General features: G+C 67.8%; 11 protein-coding genes and 1 other RNA gene. 1 reads left to right on the forward strand and 11 read right to left on the reverse strand.

Annotated features, from left to right (window positions below; translation table 11 throughout):
- Position 1 precedes the first annotated feature (1 nt).
- The 8 genes from AC1DFC_RS17785 to dnaX all read right to left on the reverse strand — a co-directional run bounded on the left by AC1DFC_RS17785 (position 2) and on the right by dnaX (position 7,369).
- The gene (locus tag AC1DFC_RS17785; RefSeq protein WP_007836675.1) at positions 2 to 1,186 is read right to left on the reverse strand and encodes a low temperature requirement protein A; all 1,185 of its coding nucleotides are present in this window, start codon (positions 1,184 to 1,186) and stop codon (positions 2 to 4) included.
- A 70-nt stretch (positions 1,187 to 1,256) separates the two neighbouring features.
- On the reverse strand, positions 1,257 to 2,093 hold the full coding sequence (locus AC1DFC_RS17790) for an ABC transporter permease (RefSeq protein WP_413313130.1): 837 nt from the start codon (positions 2,091 to 2,093) through the stop codon (positions 1,257 to 1,259).
- A complete protein-coding gene (locus tag AC1DFC_RS17795; RefSeq protein WP_413331454.1) occupies positions 2,093 to 2,908 on the reverse strand; it encodes an ABC transporter ATP-binding protein in 816 nt (271 codons plus the stop codon). The genes AC1DFC_RS17790 and AC1DFC_RS17795 overlap by 1 nt, the downstream gene beginning before the upstream one ends.
- 45 nt (positions 2,909 to 2,953) lie before the next feature.
- Entirely contained in the window at positions 2,954 to 3,991 is a 1,038-nt protein-coding gene (locus tag AC1DFC_RS17800) for an ABC transporter substrate-binding protein (protein ID WP_007836672.1), read from the reverse strand.
- 137 nt (positions 3,992 to 4,128) lie between these two features.
- Positions 4,129 to 4,521 carry an MAPEG family protein gene (locus tag AC1DFC_RS17805; RefSeq protein ID WP_478179686.1) on the reverse strand — a complete coding sequence of 131 codons (393 nt, stop codon included), beginning with the start codon at positions 4,519 to 4,521 and terminating at the stop codon, positions 4,129 to 4,131.
- A gap of 15 nt (positions 4,522 to 4,536) precedes the next feature.
- On the reverse strand, positions 4,537 to 5,127 hold the full coding sequence (recR, locus tag AC1DFC_RS17810) for a recombination mediator RecR (protein WP_007836670.1): 591 nt from the start codon (positions 5,125 to 5,127) through the stop codon (positions 4,537 to 4,539).
- A 9-nt stretch (positions 5,128 to 5,136) separates the two neighbouring features.
- Complete coding sequence (locus AC1DFC_RS17815) at positions 5,137 to 5,469, reverse strand: YbaB/EbfC family nucleoid-associated protein (RefSeq protein WP_007836669.1); 333 nt, start codon at positions 5,467 to 5,469, stop codon at positions 5,137 to 5,139.
- 55 nt (positions 5,470 to 5,524) lie between these two features.
- Complete coding sequence (gene dnaX, locus AC1DFC_RS17820) at positions 5,525 to 7,369, reverse strand: DNA polymerase III subunit gamma/tau (RefSeq protein WP_478179687.1); 1,845 nt, start codon at positions 7,367 to 7,369, stop codon at positions 5,525 to 5,527.
- 182 nt (positions 7,370 to 7,551) lie between these two features.
- Here dnaX and ffs point away from each other — a divergent pair.
- Positions 7,552 to 7,648: signal recognition particle sRNA small type (gene ffs, locus AC1DFC_RS17825), an RNA gene on the forward strand.
- 59 nt (positions 7,649 to 7,707) lie between these two features.
- Here ffs and AC1DFC_RS17830 read toward each other — a convergent pair.
- Genes AC1DFC_RS17830 through AC1DFC_RS17840 form a run of 3 tightly spaced genes read right to left on the reverse strand, consistent with a single transcriptional unit; the run spans position 7,708 to position 14,782 of the window.
- Complete coding sequence (locus tag AC1DFC_RS17830) at positions 7,708 to 8,949, reverse strand: TIGR03862 family flavoprotein (RefSeq protein ID WP_478179688.1); 1,242 nt, start codon at positions 8,947 to 8,949, stop codon at positions 7,708 to 7,710.
- Positions 8,946 to 12,206 (reverse strand): UvrD-helicase domain-containing protein, encoded by a 3,261-nt coding sequence (locus tag AC1DFC_RS17835; protein ID WP_478179689.1) that lies wholly within the window; start codon positions 12,204 to 12,206, stop codon positions 8,946 to 8,948. Before AC1DFC_RS17835 ends, AC1DFC_RS17830 begins: the two co-directional genes overlap by 4 nt.
- Positions 12,203 to 14,782 (reverse strand): PD-(D/E)XK nuclease family protein, encoded by a 2,580-nt coding sequence (locus AC1DFC_RS17840; protein ID WP_478179690.1) that lies wholly within the window; start codon positions 14,780 to 14,782, stop codon positions 12,203 to 12,205. The genes AC1DFC_RS17835 and AC1DFC_RS17840 overlap by 4 nt, the downstream gene beginning before the upstream one ends.
- Positions 14,783 to 14,844 lie beyond the last annotated feature (62 nt).

Consider the following 14,844-nt stretch of genomic DNA (forward strand, 5'->3'; position numbering starts at 1 on the left):
TTCAGCGGGCCGCTGCCGCAGCCCATGCCCTGCGGCGCACCACGGCTTCGAGTGCGGCCACAGCGATCATGACAAGCGTCGTGAGCGTGCCCACCACCATCACCGAGAGGTGCGGAGCAAAGACTGCGAGCACGGCCAACAGGCCCAGGCCGTAAAGGTGCGACTGCGGCAGGAAACCGCGTACCACACGCTTGAACAGCGCATTGCCGAACAGGTACAGCGCCGGCCCACCGATGAGTGCGCCGAGATACTTGAGCTCGGCATGGTGCGAGCCCTCGTTGATCGTGAGCTCGTCCGCCACCGCGCACACGATGATGCCCGCCACCAGGATCACGTGCGTGTAGTGGAACTTGGCGCCGATGCCACCGGGGTCGGGCGAATGCTCGATGGCATGGGTCGCCTCCCTCGCGCTGGTGTCGAAGTACATCCACCACATCGCGAGGCTGCCCGAGAAACCCACGAGCAGCGCGAACAGGTCGATGCCGTGCCATTCAGTGTGCTGGCCGAAGGCGATGCCGGTGGCCAGCACCGACTCGCCCAGCGCGACGATCACGAACAACTGGCAGCGTTCGGCGAGGTGCCCGCCGTCAATGGTCCAGTCGGCGGTCGTGGAGCGGCCCAGTCCCGGAAAGCGCAGCCCGATCATCGGCGCGATGTATTCGCACAGCACGCCGACGAACCACAGCGCGAGGCGCGCCTGCCCTTCGGCCAAGCCGCCCGCGATCCAGAACGCTCCGGCCAGGCAGTTCCATGCCAGCAGCCGGCGAAAATTGGGTGTGAGCGGATCGTTCGAGCCGATGGCGATCAGCATGCAGAACGTGCGCCCCGCCTGGATGCCCACGAAGCACAGCGCGAACACCAGCCCGCGCTCTGCGAAGGCGCCGGGCAGCGCCGAGGCCATCACCATGGCCAGCAGCATGATGGCGAACAGCACGCCTCGAATGCGTAGCGCGCCAGGGTTGAACCAGTTGGTGGTCCATGCCGTGTACTGCCAGCCCAGCCATACCGCGAACCACATCACCAGCGTCTGGAACGCGCCCGACAGCGTGAGGTGATCCAGCAGATAGTGGGAGAGTTGCGTGACCGAAAACGCATAGACCAGGTCGAAGAACAGCTCTTCGTTCGAGACCCTGGCAGCCTCGTTGCGCGAGCGCAAGGTCGTGGCCCGCTTGTTGTCGTGGCTCATTGGCTTACTACCCCCGTGAATTCGTTGCCGCGCTCTCCGGAGCGTCGCGCAAGATCATCGCATGAGGGAGCTACAGCTTCTCGGTTTCGCCGGTCTTGGGCTGCCACTTCATGAGCCGCTTCTCGATCAGCCCCACGATGCCGTCGAGCACCAGCGCAAAAGCCGTGAGCACCACGATGCCGGCGAACACGGTGTTGACGTCGAAGGTGCCTTCGGCCTGCAGGATCAGGTAGCCCACGCCGCGCGCCGAGCCCAGGTATTCGCCCACCACCGCGCCCACGAAGGCCAGCCCGACCGAGGTGTGCAGGCTGGAGAACACCCAGCTCGTTGCGCTCGGCAGGTACACCGTGCGCAACAGCTGCCGCTGGTTCGCGCCCAGCATCTTCGCGTTGGCCAGCACCACCGGGCTCACCTCGCGCACGCCCTGGTAGACGTTGAAGAACACGATGAAGAACACCAGCGTGACGGCCAACGCCACCTTGCTCCAGATGCCCAGGCCGAACCACAGCGCGAAGATGGGCGCGAGGATCACCCGCGGCATCGAGTTGGCGGCCTTGATGTAGGGGTCGAGGATCAGGCTGGCCGTGGGCGCGAGCGCCAGCCACAGCCCGCAACCCAGGCCGAGCACCGTGCCGATGCCGAAGGCCAGCACCGTCTCCAGCAGCGTGGTTCCCAGGTGCAGGTAGATGTCGGCGTTGCCCTTGAGCCCGTCAGGGAACAGCGCATTGGGCGGCACCTCGAACGGCAGGAACCAGCTCCAGATGCGGCCCGCCACCTGGATCGGCTCGCCGACGAAAAAGGCGAACTGCTGGTTGCGCGAGGCAATGTGCCACGCCACCAGGATCACTACCAGCAACGCCAGCTGCCAGAAGCGCGCGTTGCGCTCGTTGAGCCCGAGGCGGGGCATCACGCGGCCTTCCTCAGCTGCTGCGCGTAGCCCTTCAACACCTCGTCGCGCAGCACCTCCCAGATCTGGGTGTGCAGCTCCACGAAGCGCGGCTGCGTGCGCACCTCGGCAACGTCGCGCGGACGCGACAGGTCGATGGCGAACTCGCCGATGGGGTGCGTTGCCGGGCCGGCCGACAGCACCACCACGCGGTCGCTCATGGCAATGGCCTCGTCGAGATCGTGCGTGATGAAGAGCACGGCCTTCTTCCTTGCGCTCCAGAGGTCGAGCACTTCGTTCTCCATCAGTTGGCGCGTCTGGATGTCGAGCGCGCTGAAGGGTTCGTCCATGAGGATGATGTCGGGGTCGAGCACCAGCGTCTGTGCCAGCGCCACGCGCTTGCGCATGCCGCCGGAGAGCTGGTGCGGGTAGCGGTCGCCGAAGCCTGATAGGCCCACGCGCGAGAGCCATGCCTCGGCCTGCTGGCGCGCTTCGGCATCGGACACACCGCGGTACTGCAGGCCCACCATGACGTTGTCGATGGCGCTGCGCCAGGGCATCAGCGCCTCGGTCTGGAACATGTAGCCGGCGCGCGTGTTGATGCCCGCGAGCGTCTGGCCGAAGACCTTCACGGTGCCCGAAGAAGGTTCGAGCAAACCCGCACCAACGTTCAGCAGCGTCGATTTGCCGCAGCCCGTGGGACCGACCACCGAGACGAACTCCCCCGCCTTGATGCGCAGCGTGGTGTCGGCCACCGCGGTGTAGCGCTGGCCTGGATCGTCCTTCGAATGGAAGGTGCAACTGATGGAGAGAAGTTCGAGTGCGTGGTCGGACATGGCGTAAAAAACCCGGCCTGAGCCGGGTCGCGGGGCCGTTCGAAATCAGGCTTTGAACCTGTCTTTCGCGCGCCGAGCAAAATCGTTGGTGTAGGTCTTTGCGAGGTCGATCCTGTCGGCCTTCACGGTGGTGTCGAAGCTGGCGATCGCGGTCAGCGCGGTCTTGGGGCCGTCGACCGGCACGAGGCCGTCGGTGGCGATCGACTCGCGCACCTTGTCGAAGGACGCGAGGTACAGCGCCCGGTCGCCGAGCAGATAGGTCTCCGGCACCGTCTTGATGATGTCGCCGGGCCCCGCCGTCTGCAGCCACTTGAGCCCGTGCACGATGGCATTCGCCAGCGCCTGGCAGGTGTTGGGATTCTTCTGGATGAACTCGCTCGACGCATACAGGCAGGCTGCCGGCATCGGGCCGCCGAACACCTGCTGCGTGCCCTGGAGCGTGCGCGTGTCGCTGATGATCTTCACGTCGCCCTTCTGTTCGAGCATCGTCATCACCGGGTCGGTGTTGCTGATCGCGTCGATCTGGCCCGAGCGCAGCGCGGTGAGCGCGCCGGCCGCCACGCCGACGCCGATGTAGCTCACGTCGCTGGCCTTGAGGCCGCCGCGCGACAGCACGAGGTTGGCGACCATGTTGGTCGACGAGCCTGGCGCCGAGACACCGATCTTCTTGCCCTTGAGGTCGGGAATGCCGGTGTAGCCCGCCATGTTCTTCGTCGACACGCCCACCGCGATCTGCGGTGCGCGGCCCTGCAGCACGAAGGCCTGGAAGAACTGGTTCTTGGCTTGCAGGTTGATGGTGTGTTCGTAGGCGCCCGAGCAGACATCGGCCGAACCGCCGACCACCGCCTGCAGTGCGCGCGCGCCGCCCGCGAAATCGGAAATCTCCACATCGAGCCCCTCGGCCTTGAAGTAGCCGAGCTGTTCGGAAATGGTGAGCGGCAGGTAGTAGAACGCCGCCTTGCCACCCACCGCGATGGAGATCCTGGTTTTTTCCAGCTTCGCCTGCTGCGCAAAGACGCGCGGCAGCGCGATGGTTGCGGCGGCGATGGCGGAAGCTGAAATGAGGGTTCGGCGATGGAGCATGAAACGGTGCCTGCGGGCTCGGTGATTCCTGGGACTGAATCGAGCTTAGGGGCCGCATCAGGCGACGGCATCGGGGTGATCCCGTGCGGGTTTTCACGTAATCATGAAGGCCTCGCCGCGAAGCCCGCGCCGAAGCGTCAGCGCGCCAGGAAAAGTATCGCGACGTTGACCAGGAACCCGAGCGCCCAGACAGCACTGCGCGCGCTGCCCAGACCCTTGATGTAGAGCACGATGTAGATCGCGCGCAGCACCACGTAGGCCGCGGCGAGCATGTCCAGGCGCGCCTGTGCCGCGCCGAGCTGGTGCGCGATGATCACCGCGCCGATGAAAAACGGCAGGCCTTCGAAGCTGTTCGCCTGCGCGCTGTTGGCGCGCGCGCGCCATCCGCCCTGCTTCGCGGCCCAGTCGCGCGGATGCTGGTTGTCGCGAGGGCCGAAGCTTCCAGCCTTGGCGATCCACGCCGCGAAATACGGCAAGCCGCAGGCGATGAAAACGCACCAGTAGGCGATGGTGAGCAAGGAAAAAGTCACGTTCGCATGCGCGTGCTACCTGCGATCCACCAGGGCATGCGCGATGGTGCCGAGATCGACGTATTCGAGTTCGCTGCCGGCCGGCACGCCGCGCGCAAGGCGCGTCACCGTGAGGCCATGCTGCTTCAGCGCCTCGCCGATCACGTGCGCGGTGGCTTCGCCCTCGGCGGTGAAGTTCGTGGCCAGGATGACCTCGCTCACCGTGCCGTCGCGCGCGCGGTCGAAGAGCTTCTGCAGTCCGATGTCTTTCGGCCCGATGCCGTCGAGCGGACTGAGCTTGCCCATCAGCACGAAGTAATAGCCGCGGAACGCGCCGGTGCGCTCGAGTGCGGCCTGGTCGGCCGGCGTCTCGACCACGCAAAGCTTGGTTCCGTCGCGCCGCGAGTCCATGCAGACGCTGCAGATCGGCGCCTCGGTGAAGGTGTTGCAAAGCTCGCAATGCCGAACGTGACCCGCGGCCTGCTGCAGCGCGCGCGCGAGCAGCTGCGCACCCTCGCGGTCGTGCTGCAGCAGATGGAACGCCATGCGCGAGGCCGACTTGACGCCGACACCGGGCAGGCGGCGCAGCGCATCGATCAATGCGTCGAGCGAACCGGCGTCTGCCATCTCGGCCGCTTAGAACGGCAGCTTCATGCCGGGCGGGAGACCAGGCATGCCGGCCGTGAGCTTGCCCATCTTCTGCTCGCTGGTTTCCTCGGCCTTGCGCACGGCGGCGTTGAAGGCGGCCGCCACGAGGTCTTCGAGCATGTCCTTGTCGTCCGCCAGCAGGCTGGGGTCGATGGTGATGCGCTTGACGTCGTGCTTGCAGGTCATGACGACCTTGACGAGGCCGGCGCCGGATTCGCCTTCGACCTCGATGTGGGCGAGTTCTTCCTGGGCCTTCTTGAGGTTGTCCTGCATTGCCTGCGCCTGCTTCATGAGGCCGGCCAGTTGTCCTTTGTTGAACATCGTTGGTCCTGGTTGTTGGGTTGAAAAGTGGGTGAAGGATAAGAGAGATGGGAGCTCAGGCCGGTTTCAGGGTTCCGGGAACGATCTTCGCGTCGAAGTCGCGCATCAGCGCCTGCACTTCAGGGTCGCTCATGATGGCCTCTTCGGCCACGCGCTGGCGCTCGTCGGCGGCCTGCTTGTTGCGGCGCGCGGGGCTGTCGATCACGCCGCCGATCTCGATGGCGAGCTTGATGTTGTGGCCGAGGTTGTTCAGCGCAGCTGTCAGCTTTTCGCGGCTCGACGGCTGGTTGAGCGTCTCGCGCTCGATGCGCAGCAGCCACTGGTCCGTGTCGCGGCCCACCAGCTGCGACTGCAGCGCCAGTTCGCGTGCAAGGGCCGTGATGGCCTCGGCCGCGACCAGTTCGGAGACCGTGGCGTACCAGAAATCGCCGTCTTCGCTGGTCGGAATGGGGGTGAATGTGCTGCGCGGCTCATCGGGGCGCGGCGTGTCCCGGACACTCGGTGGAGGCTGCACGCGAATGGGCACGCCGACAACCCTGGCGGTCGTATCGCTGGCCTCGGGGCGGGATTCGGCCTGTCGGGGTTCATCGACCACCGCGAGGCGATGGCCCGCCGGGACCGGGGCGGCATGGGCGGGCGCCGCAGCAGGCGCTTCAGCGTCAATCGGAGGGCGAACGACCGGCATGGGCGCCGGAGCGGAGGCTGCGGCACGCACCGGAACCTGCGGCGCCGCGGCCGCAGCTTCATTCAGAGTTTTTTTTTCCGTGGAAGCCGTCGAAGCAGCCGCGTTGGAGGGTTTGAAGGCCAGTAGCCGCAACAGCACCATGGTCAGCGCGGCGTACTCGTCCGGGGCCAGGCCCAGCTCGCCGCGGCCGTGCAGGCACAGGCTGTAGAGCAGTTGCGTCTCGTCGGCCGGCATCAGCGCGGCGAGGCGCGCGGTGTCGGCCGCGTCGGGATCGGTGGCGGCATCGGCCGACTCCGCCCGCGAGGGCACGGCCTGCAGCACGGCCATGGCCTGCAGCACAGCCGTCATTTCTTCCAGCGTGGAGGCGGCGGACATGCCGTCGACGCGCAGCGCCTCGGAGGTTTCGACCACCGTCTTGCCGTCGCCCTGCGCGAGCGCCTCGATCAGGCGGAATACATGACCTCGATCGACGCTGCCGAGCATCTGGCGCACGCCCGCTTCCACGAGTTCGCCGTTGCCGAAGGCGATGGCCTGGTCGGTGAGCGACAGCGCGTCGCGCATCGAGCCGCGCGCCGCGCGCGCCAGGAGGCGAAGCGCCTGCGGCTCGGCCGGAACATTCTCGGTGTGCAGCACGCCGGTGAGGTGTTCGAGCACCGTCTCGGGCGCCATCGGCCGCAGGTTGAACTGCAGGCAGCGCGACAGCACCGTGACCGGCACCTTCTGCGGATCGGTCGTGGCCAGCACGAACTTGAGGTACTCGGGCGGCTCCTCGAGCGTCTTCAGCATCGCGTTGAACGCGGTGTTCGTGAGCATGTGCACTTCGTCGATCATGAAGACCTTGAAGCGCCCCTGCACCGGCTTGTAGACGGCTTGCTCGAGCAGCGACTGCACCTCGTCCACGCCGCGGTTCGAGGCCGCGTCGAGCTCGGTGTAATCCACGAAGCGGCCCGAATCGATGTCGCGGCAGGCCTGGCACACACCGCACGGCGTGGCCGTGATGCCGCCCTGGCCATCCGGGCCCTGGCAGTTGAGCGACTTCGCCAGAATCCGCGAAACAGTGGTCTTGCCGACACCGCGGGTGCCGGTGAAAAGATAGGCGTGATGCAGGCGCTGCGTGGTCAACGCGTTCTCGAGCGCCTGCACCACGTGCCCCTGGCCGACCATCTCACCGAAGGTTTTCGGACGGAACTTGCGAGCGAGCACGAGATAAGACATTGCGGGCATTCTAAAAGGCGTGAGGCGCCGATCCGGCCCCGGTCGCAAGAAACGAGAGGCTTCTCTGCCCCGCTCCGGAGGGGCGCCGCGCACGGCCGCCCGAAGCGGCCGCCCCGCCTCCTGGAAGGGGGTTGGCGAAGCGACACGAAGTGCGCGAAGACTGGGGGGTTAGAATCCATGCTGACGGGCCTCCCTGCATGGTGAAGTGGCCAACCGGGTCAGGTGGGGAACCAAGCAGCCCTAACTGCGTAGTCAGTGCCAGGGGTAAGGCTCGTCAACCTCTTCAGCAGCTTCGTTTCATTCCGTGCGAAATGAAACGAGGCTTGCAACAATCACTCTCAGCCCAGACCTAGACGACGAATCGCGCCGCGCGCCGCGGCCGCGCCGCTGGCCATCGACGCTGTCAGCAGGTAGCCGCCGGTCGGCGCCTCCCAGTCGAGCATCTCTCCTGCCGCAAACACGCCGGGCAGCGCGTTCGACATCAGCTGCGCATCCAGCGCGTCGAAGCGCACGCCGCCTGCCGTGCTGATCGCCTCGTCGACCGGCCGCGTCGCGATGAGCTTCAAGGGCACCGCCTTGATCGTCGCGGCCAGTTGCGCGGCGTCCTGCATCGCTTCGCGGCTCAAGGCCTCGTGCAGCACCCCCGCCTTGATGCCCTCGAGCCCCAGCCGGCTCTTGAGATGGCTGCTGAGCGAACGCGCGCCGCGAGGGTGCGTCACTGCGGCCAATACCTGTTCGGCACTGCGGTCGGGCAGCAGATCCAGCAACAGCGTCGCGCTGCCCTTCGCGGCAATCTCGTCGCGCAGCAGCGCCGACGCCGCATAGATCAGGCTGCCTTCGATCCCCTTGGCTGTCGCGACGAACTCGCCCTTGCGCGCAAAGTGCCTCCCGTGGCTGTCGGTGAACGAGATCGCGACCGACTTGAACGGCTGCCCGGCAAAGCGGCTGGAGAAATGCTCGCTCCAGCCGGTGCCGTCGAAGCCTGAATTGGCCGCCAGCAGCGGCGCCACTTCCACACCCTGCGCCTGAAGCCACGGCACCCACGCGCCATCGGAGCCGAGACGAGCCCAGCTCGCGCCGCCGAGCGCCAGCACTACCGCATCGGCCTTTGCCGCAATGCCGCCGGCAGGCGTCGCGAACCGCAGCGACGCCGTGTCGAAAACCCCATCGCCCATCCAACGATGCCGCATATGAAACTGCACACCCGCCGCGCGCAAACGATGCAACCACGCGCGCAGCAGCGGCGCGGCCTTCATGTCGGTTGGAAACACGCGCCCCGACGTGCCGACGAAGGTCTCGATGCCCAGGCCGCTCGCCCATTCGCGCATCTGCTGCGGTCCGAACAGCGCCAGCATCGGTTCGAGCTGCGCGCGGCGCTCGCCGAAGCGGGTCATGAACACATCGAAGGGCTCCGAGTGCGTGAGGTTCAGCCCGCCACGGCCGGCCAGCAGGAACTTGCGGCCGACCGAAGGCATCGCGTCATACACATGCACCTGTGCGCCGGAAGCGCTCAGGACTTCAGCCGCCATCAGGCCGGCAGGTCCGCCGCCGATGACGGCGACGGTAGGGGAAACAGTCATTCGAGATTTACCAGTTCGCCCTGCCCGGTGAGGAACGCGACGCGCACCGTGGCACCGGGATAGGCATGTTGCACCGCTGCGCGATAGCGCTGCATCTGTGCGATCAGCGCAGCGTCCCGTTCGGGGCGCGCCGCAGATTTGTAGTCGAGGATCCACCAGGCGCCGCTGTCGCGCTCGCGCACCAGACGGTCGATGCGCAAGATCTCGCCTTCATGCACCAGCGTGACTTCGTTGCCATGCCAGTCGACCCTGCGATCGTCCCACACCCAGGCGCCCTCGCCCGCGCGGATGCGCTGCGCCAGCGCGGCGGCACCGCGCGCCTGCTGCGCATCGAGCATGAATTCGCGTGCTGCAGCGCGCACGTGGGCCGCAGGCAGCGGCTCGCCAGGGACAGCCCATTCGAGCAGGCGGTGCATGGCCTGGCCGAAGGCGGCGGCGCGCGCGTCAACGGTGGTGTCTGGCGCTTTCTTGGTGGCAGGTTGTTCGACCAACACGGGCGCCGCAGGCATGCGCTTCATCGAGAAGCTGCCCGCGCCGGAGTCGGTCGGCAAGGCGACCAGTGGCTCGTCGGCCTCGGTAGGCTCGCACAGCGGCTCCAATCGCGCCCACCAGCTGCCTTCGTTGGCGCGCGCCGGGCGCACCGACGACAACACCAGCCGCTCGCGTGCCCGCGTGGTCGCGACGTAAAGGCCGTTGAGCTCTTCACGATGGCGCGCGCGCTGCTCCTCTTCGAGCAATGCCGCCGCGCAGGCCGGCGGCGTCTTCTCGCTCGCAAGGAACACGAAGCGCGTCGGCGCGCTGTCGCTGCCCTTCCATTCGACCAACACGCCCATGGTCTGGGCACGCGGTGGTGCCGCGTCGCAGTCGAGCATGAGAACGGTATCGGCCTCCAGTCCCTTCGCGCCATGCACGGTCAGCAGTTGCACCGCATCGGGCGCGGCAACGGCCGGGGCGCGCACGCCGCCAGCGCGCAACGCACGCACCAGTGCATACGGTGTCGCGAAACGTGCGCCGTCAATCTCGAGCGATGCGGACAGCAGGCCGCGCAGATTGGCCAGCGCGCTCTGGCGCATCGCGGCGGGAACTGCGGCGCCGAATTTCGCGAGCAGATCGCCATCGTGAAAGATCGCGTCTAGCGCGTCGTGGGGCGGCAGTGTCATCAGCCAGCGCTGCCACTTCCTGAGCTTTGTGCCCGCCTCGATCAACGCCGGCGGCAGGCTTTCGTCCTTCAGGATCAGTGCGAACCAGCTCACCGGGCCGCGCTCGCGCTGGCGCAGTGCGAGCTGCACCAGCGCCTCGTCACCGATGCCGAACACCGGCGACTTCAGCGCCCGCGCCAGCGAAAGATCGTGCGCGGGCGACACCAGCACATCGATCAGCGCGACCACGTCCTGCACTTCGGGTGCGTCGTGCAGATCGTTCTTCTCTGGCTGCTGCACGGGAATGTGGCGCTGGCGCAATGCGTCCTGCATGGCCGAGAGCCGGCTGCGGCGGCGCGCCAGCACCATGATCTGGCGCGGCGGCGTGCCGTCGGCGATGCGCTGCGCCACCCATTGCGCGGCCTGTTCGCATTCCTTCTGCAGCAGCTGTTCTTCGGGCAGCACGCGCGGTGTGACGAGGCTGTCGCGCCAGTGCAGCATGCCGTCGTCGGCCGGTGCCGCATCGGACGCATCGCCGAGTGCGTCGCGGTCGATGGCCGGCAGCTTGAGCAGTTCGCCTTCGTCGCCGCGCTCGGTGGTGTGGGCGCGGTAGCCATCGAACTCACCGGCCTCTTGCGCCGCCAGCATCGCCGTATTGACCAGCCCGACCACGGCCCGCGCATTGCGGTGGGTGTGGTCGCAGTTAAGCAACTCGCCGTCGAGCCCTTCGCGCACGAACTTCTTCGCGGCGATGAACACCTGCGGCTCGGCGCGGCGGAAGCGGTAGATGCTCTGCTTCGGGTCGCCCACGATGAACACTCGCGGCGCTCGGCCCTGCGCTCCGGTGTACGCGCTGAGCCAGCCGTACAGCGCCTGCCACTGCAGCGGGTTGGTGTCCTGGAATTCGTCGATCAGCAGGTGCGCAATGCGCGCGTCGAGCCGCTCCTGCACCCAGCCCGACAGCGCCGACTGGCCGAGCAGCAGTTGCGCGGCCTGCTCGACGTCGTTCATGTCGACCCAGCCGTGGGCACGCTTCACATCGGCAAAGGCTGTGATCAGCAGGCGTGTGAGGCGCGTCATGCGCTGCTGGTAGAGCCATGCGGCGTGCTGGGCCTGCGCGCCGCACAGCACCTGCAGCTCGGCCTCGGCTTCCTGCGCGGCGGGGAACTTCTGCAGGTTCTTGTTGAGGCGATCTTCGGTGGCGACGAAGAAGTTCTTACGCAGGTGCGCGAGCGCGGCCGCCAGCGAATCGGCTGGAGGCTCGCCCATGCCGAACACGTCGATGATGGCCTCGGCCGCCTTCTGCGGCGTCTTGTTGCTCTCGCGGCCGAGCGCGGCGGCGCGGTCAAGCCAACGGCGGCGCACCGGCTCGCCGAGCAAGGCCTCGGTCGGTTCGTCAAGGCCTTCGAGCGACGGAAAGAACACGCTGAAATGCTGGACGGCATTCTCTGCATCGGCCAGTGAGAACTCGACGCGCTTCGAGAGCGCCTCGCTCAGGGCCTTGGCCGTCTGCGAGCGGCCGTGCGTCGCGACGACGGCGTAGTAATCGGCCAGCGCATTCTTGTCGGCGGTGACGGCCTCGAAGAAGGGCCGCCACGTGTGGCCGCGCGCCTCGGCGTCGTCTTCGAGCAGTTCGTAGTTCGACGGCAGGCCCAGCTCGCGCAGCACCGCGAGCGGCGCATTGCGCAGCAGGCCCGCGAACCAGGCGTGGAAGGTGCGGAACTGCACCGGCCTGCCACCTTCGAGCAGGCGCCTGTAAAGGCCCTTCAGGCGCGGCACGGCGGCCAATGCGGCCGCCGGCTCGACGCCGCGCATCACGAGCTGGCCGACCAGTTCTTCCGGCGTCCGTTCGGCAAAATCCTCGAGCCACTGGTCGAGCCGCTCGCGCATCTCGCCGGCCGCCTTCTTCGTGAAGGTGATGGCCAGGATCTCATGCGGCTCGCAGGCAGACTCGCCTTCTTCGAGCAGCGCGCGCAAGATGCGCGACACCAGCATCCAGGTCTTGCCCGCGCCTGCGCAGGCCTCGACGGCGACCGAGCGGCGCGGGTCGCAGGCGACGGTATAGAAGGCCTCGCGCGTGACGTGCCGGCCGTTGTGTTCGTAGGCAGCGCCGTTCATTTCGCAATGCCCCCGAGCCGGGGGACCTCGTTGCCCCAGAAGTCCTTGCGGCAAAGGCCGCGTGCGGCGCAGTAGTCGCAGACGGCGCCCTCCCCTAATGGCGGCAGTGCTGCCCCCTGTGCAATGCGCGTGAAGTCGTCGATGATGCCGGCCACCAGCGCATCCCGCGCCTCGACCACGGCGGGCTGCTCGACGGTCTGCGTGCCGGAGGACTTTTCCCCGACGTTCACATAGGCCGCACGCAAGGTGTCGTCGGCCACCAGCGCGGCATAGAAGGCCAGTTGCGTGTCTTCGGTCGGGTCTTTCACGCGCTCCTTGCTGACGGCGGCGGACTCGGTCTTGTAGTCGATCACGAAAGCCTGGCCGTCTGGCATGCGGTCGATGCGATCGAGCCGGCCGATCAGCCGCAGCGTGCCCAGGGACTGCTCCTTCCAGGGCTCGGCTTCGACGAAAACCGCGCCGCCCGCCTCGTGCCCCGTCAACCAGTTGAGGTAGCCGTCGCGCACCGCGGGCCAGGCCGCGGCGAAAGGCAGGAACTCGGCTGCGGACAGGCTGAGCTCCTGCGTCGCGCGCCGGGCGGCCTCTTCGATGAGCGCAGTGCGTTCCTGCGCGTCCTGCGTCGCAGCCCCTGCCAGCGTCTCGTGGAAGTGACCAAGCACGGCATGCAGCCAGTTGCCGAAGTCGCGCTTGTCGACCTCGGCATCGAGCTCGTCGGCGCTGCGCAGGCCCAACTGCCGCAACGCGAAGAAGCGGTAGGGGCAGCGGCGCAGGTCTTCGTACACGCTGGTCGAGATGTTCTCCAGTGGCAGGAGCGCGCCGGAAGGGATCGGATATTCGGTTGGCTGCACGGTCACGTCGCGCGGCGTGCGCGGATCGGCCGAGGGCTGCAGCGCGTGATCGAGCTGCAGCGCCTGCACCAGCGGACTGGGCCGTACCGGCTCGCCGCTGGCGTCGGACTGGCGCCAGATCAACTCGCACGACGAGTTGTGCAGGGCCGCGGCCCAGGCCGCGCGTTGCGCAGCTTCGAGCGTTTCACGCGACGCCAAGCCCAGTTCGAGTCGCTGGGCGGCGCTCCAGTTGCCGGGCGGCTCGGGCGACGCAGGCAGGCGCCGGTCGTCGCAGCCGGGGATGACCACGGCGCCGAACGCACGGCCCAGCAATTGGTACAGCGGCAGCACGACGACCTTAGGTGCCTGGTCGCCCGCGGGGGGCACGAAGCTCGCGTCTTCCAGCACGTCGCGGACCCAGGCGGTGAATTCGGCCAGCGTGTGGCGCCCGCCGGGGAAATCGTCGTCGTCGCCATGCGCGCCGGCATCGAGCCACAGGGCGCCGATCACTTTGCCGCCCGCGAGGTCTTCGTCGAGCAGCGCCCATTGGCCGCTGGCTTCCAGCAGCTCGCGCAACGCGCGCAGCCAGTCGGCCAGGGGGCGGGACCGGGCCATGGGCGCGCGTCGCGCCTCGATGGCCTCGGTGAAGGACAGCAACGTGGCGTCCTGCGCTTTCTCGCTGCGCGCCACCAAGGCACACCAGGCCAACCAGTCGCGCAGGCCCTCGCGGCGCAAGCGGGCTTCGAGCAGTTGCACAGCCGGTGCATCGCCATCGGTGCCGCTCTTGAGCCATTCGAGCACCTGGTCGCTGGCGGCGTCGTGGGCGCAGGCGCGCAGCGCGCTCATCAGCGTGGCGGCAGCGCGCGTGGTCGACAGCTTCCAGCCCGTTTCGTCGTGCGTGACGATACCTTTCGCACTCAGCTGGGCGCTGATGCGGCGCGTGAGGGCGCGGTCGGTTGCGATCAAGGCGACCGGTGCGCGGTCTTCGGCGAGGTGGCGCAGCACGCAGGCGGCGGCGAGTTCGGCTTCGTCTTCGGGGTCGAGGGCGACGTGCGAAACCGCAGCCTGCGTGGGCGCGCCCGAGGGCACGAGCGAGAGATGAAGAGCGCGGTCGCCCCACAGCTTGCAGAGCGACTGCGTGAGCGGATCGGCCAGGAAGCCCTCGAGCACGATCAGCGCGTCGACCTGCGCGCGCGTGCTGTCGCGCAGGAGCACGTCGGTGGCATAGCCCGAGGTCGAGGCCCACGCGACGGCGATGCGGATCAGCGCGCTCTCGATGCGAAACCATTCCGACTCGCTGCCCGCCTCGGCCACGCCCGCCGCGCGTTGCGCCCATTCGCCGCCCCGCTCTTCGGGACTCACGGCAGCTGCAAGAGGGGCCAGTTGATACGCCAGTTCGACGACGCGGCCGGCAAGGGCGAAGCGCTCGGCGCTGAAACCGGCTTGCGACAGCAGCGCCTGCGCCGTGACCAGGTCGCGCGCCATGTCGTGCGCGATGTCGTAGCCGGCCGGCACGAAGCCGCCCGCGCTGCGGGCCCAGTTATGGGTGGTCTCGAAGCGCGGCACGAAGCCTGGGCTGCCGCTGCGGGCCCACATGGCGCGCGCCACGCCCATCAACTGCGCGTAGGGCACCAGCACCACGGTGCGGGCGGCATGCAGCTGGCGATCGGCCAGCGCGCGGACGATCCGCGCAACGACGCCATCGGCGGGATCGCACCACAGGGCCTGGACAGGGAGGCCTTCGTTCATGTTCTATCGAGGGGTTGGAGAGCGCGTGGACGTGACGCACAAGGGCTTTTGGCTATCGCCGC

The sequence above is a fragment of the Variovorax sp. 10L421 genome, assembly GCF_056395365.1.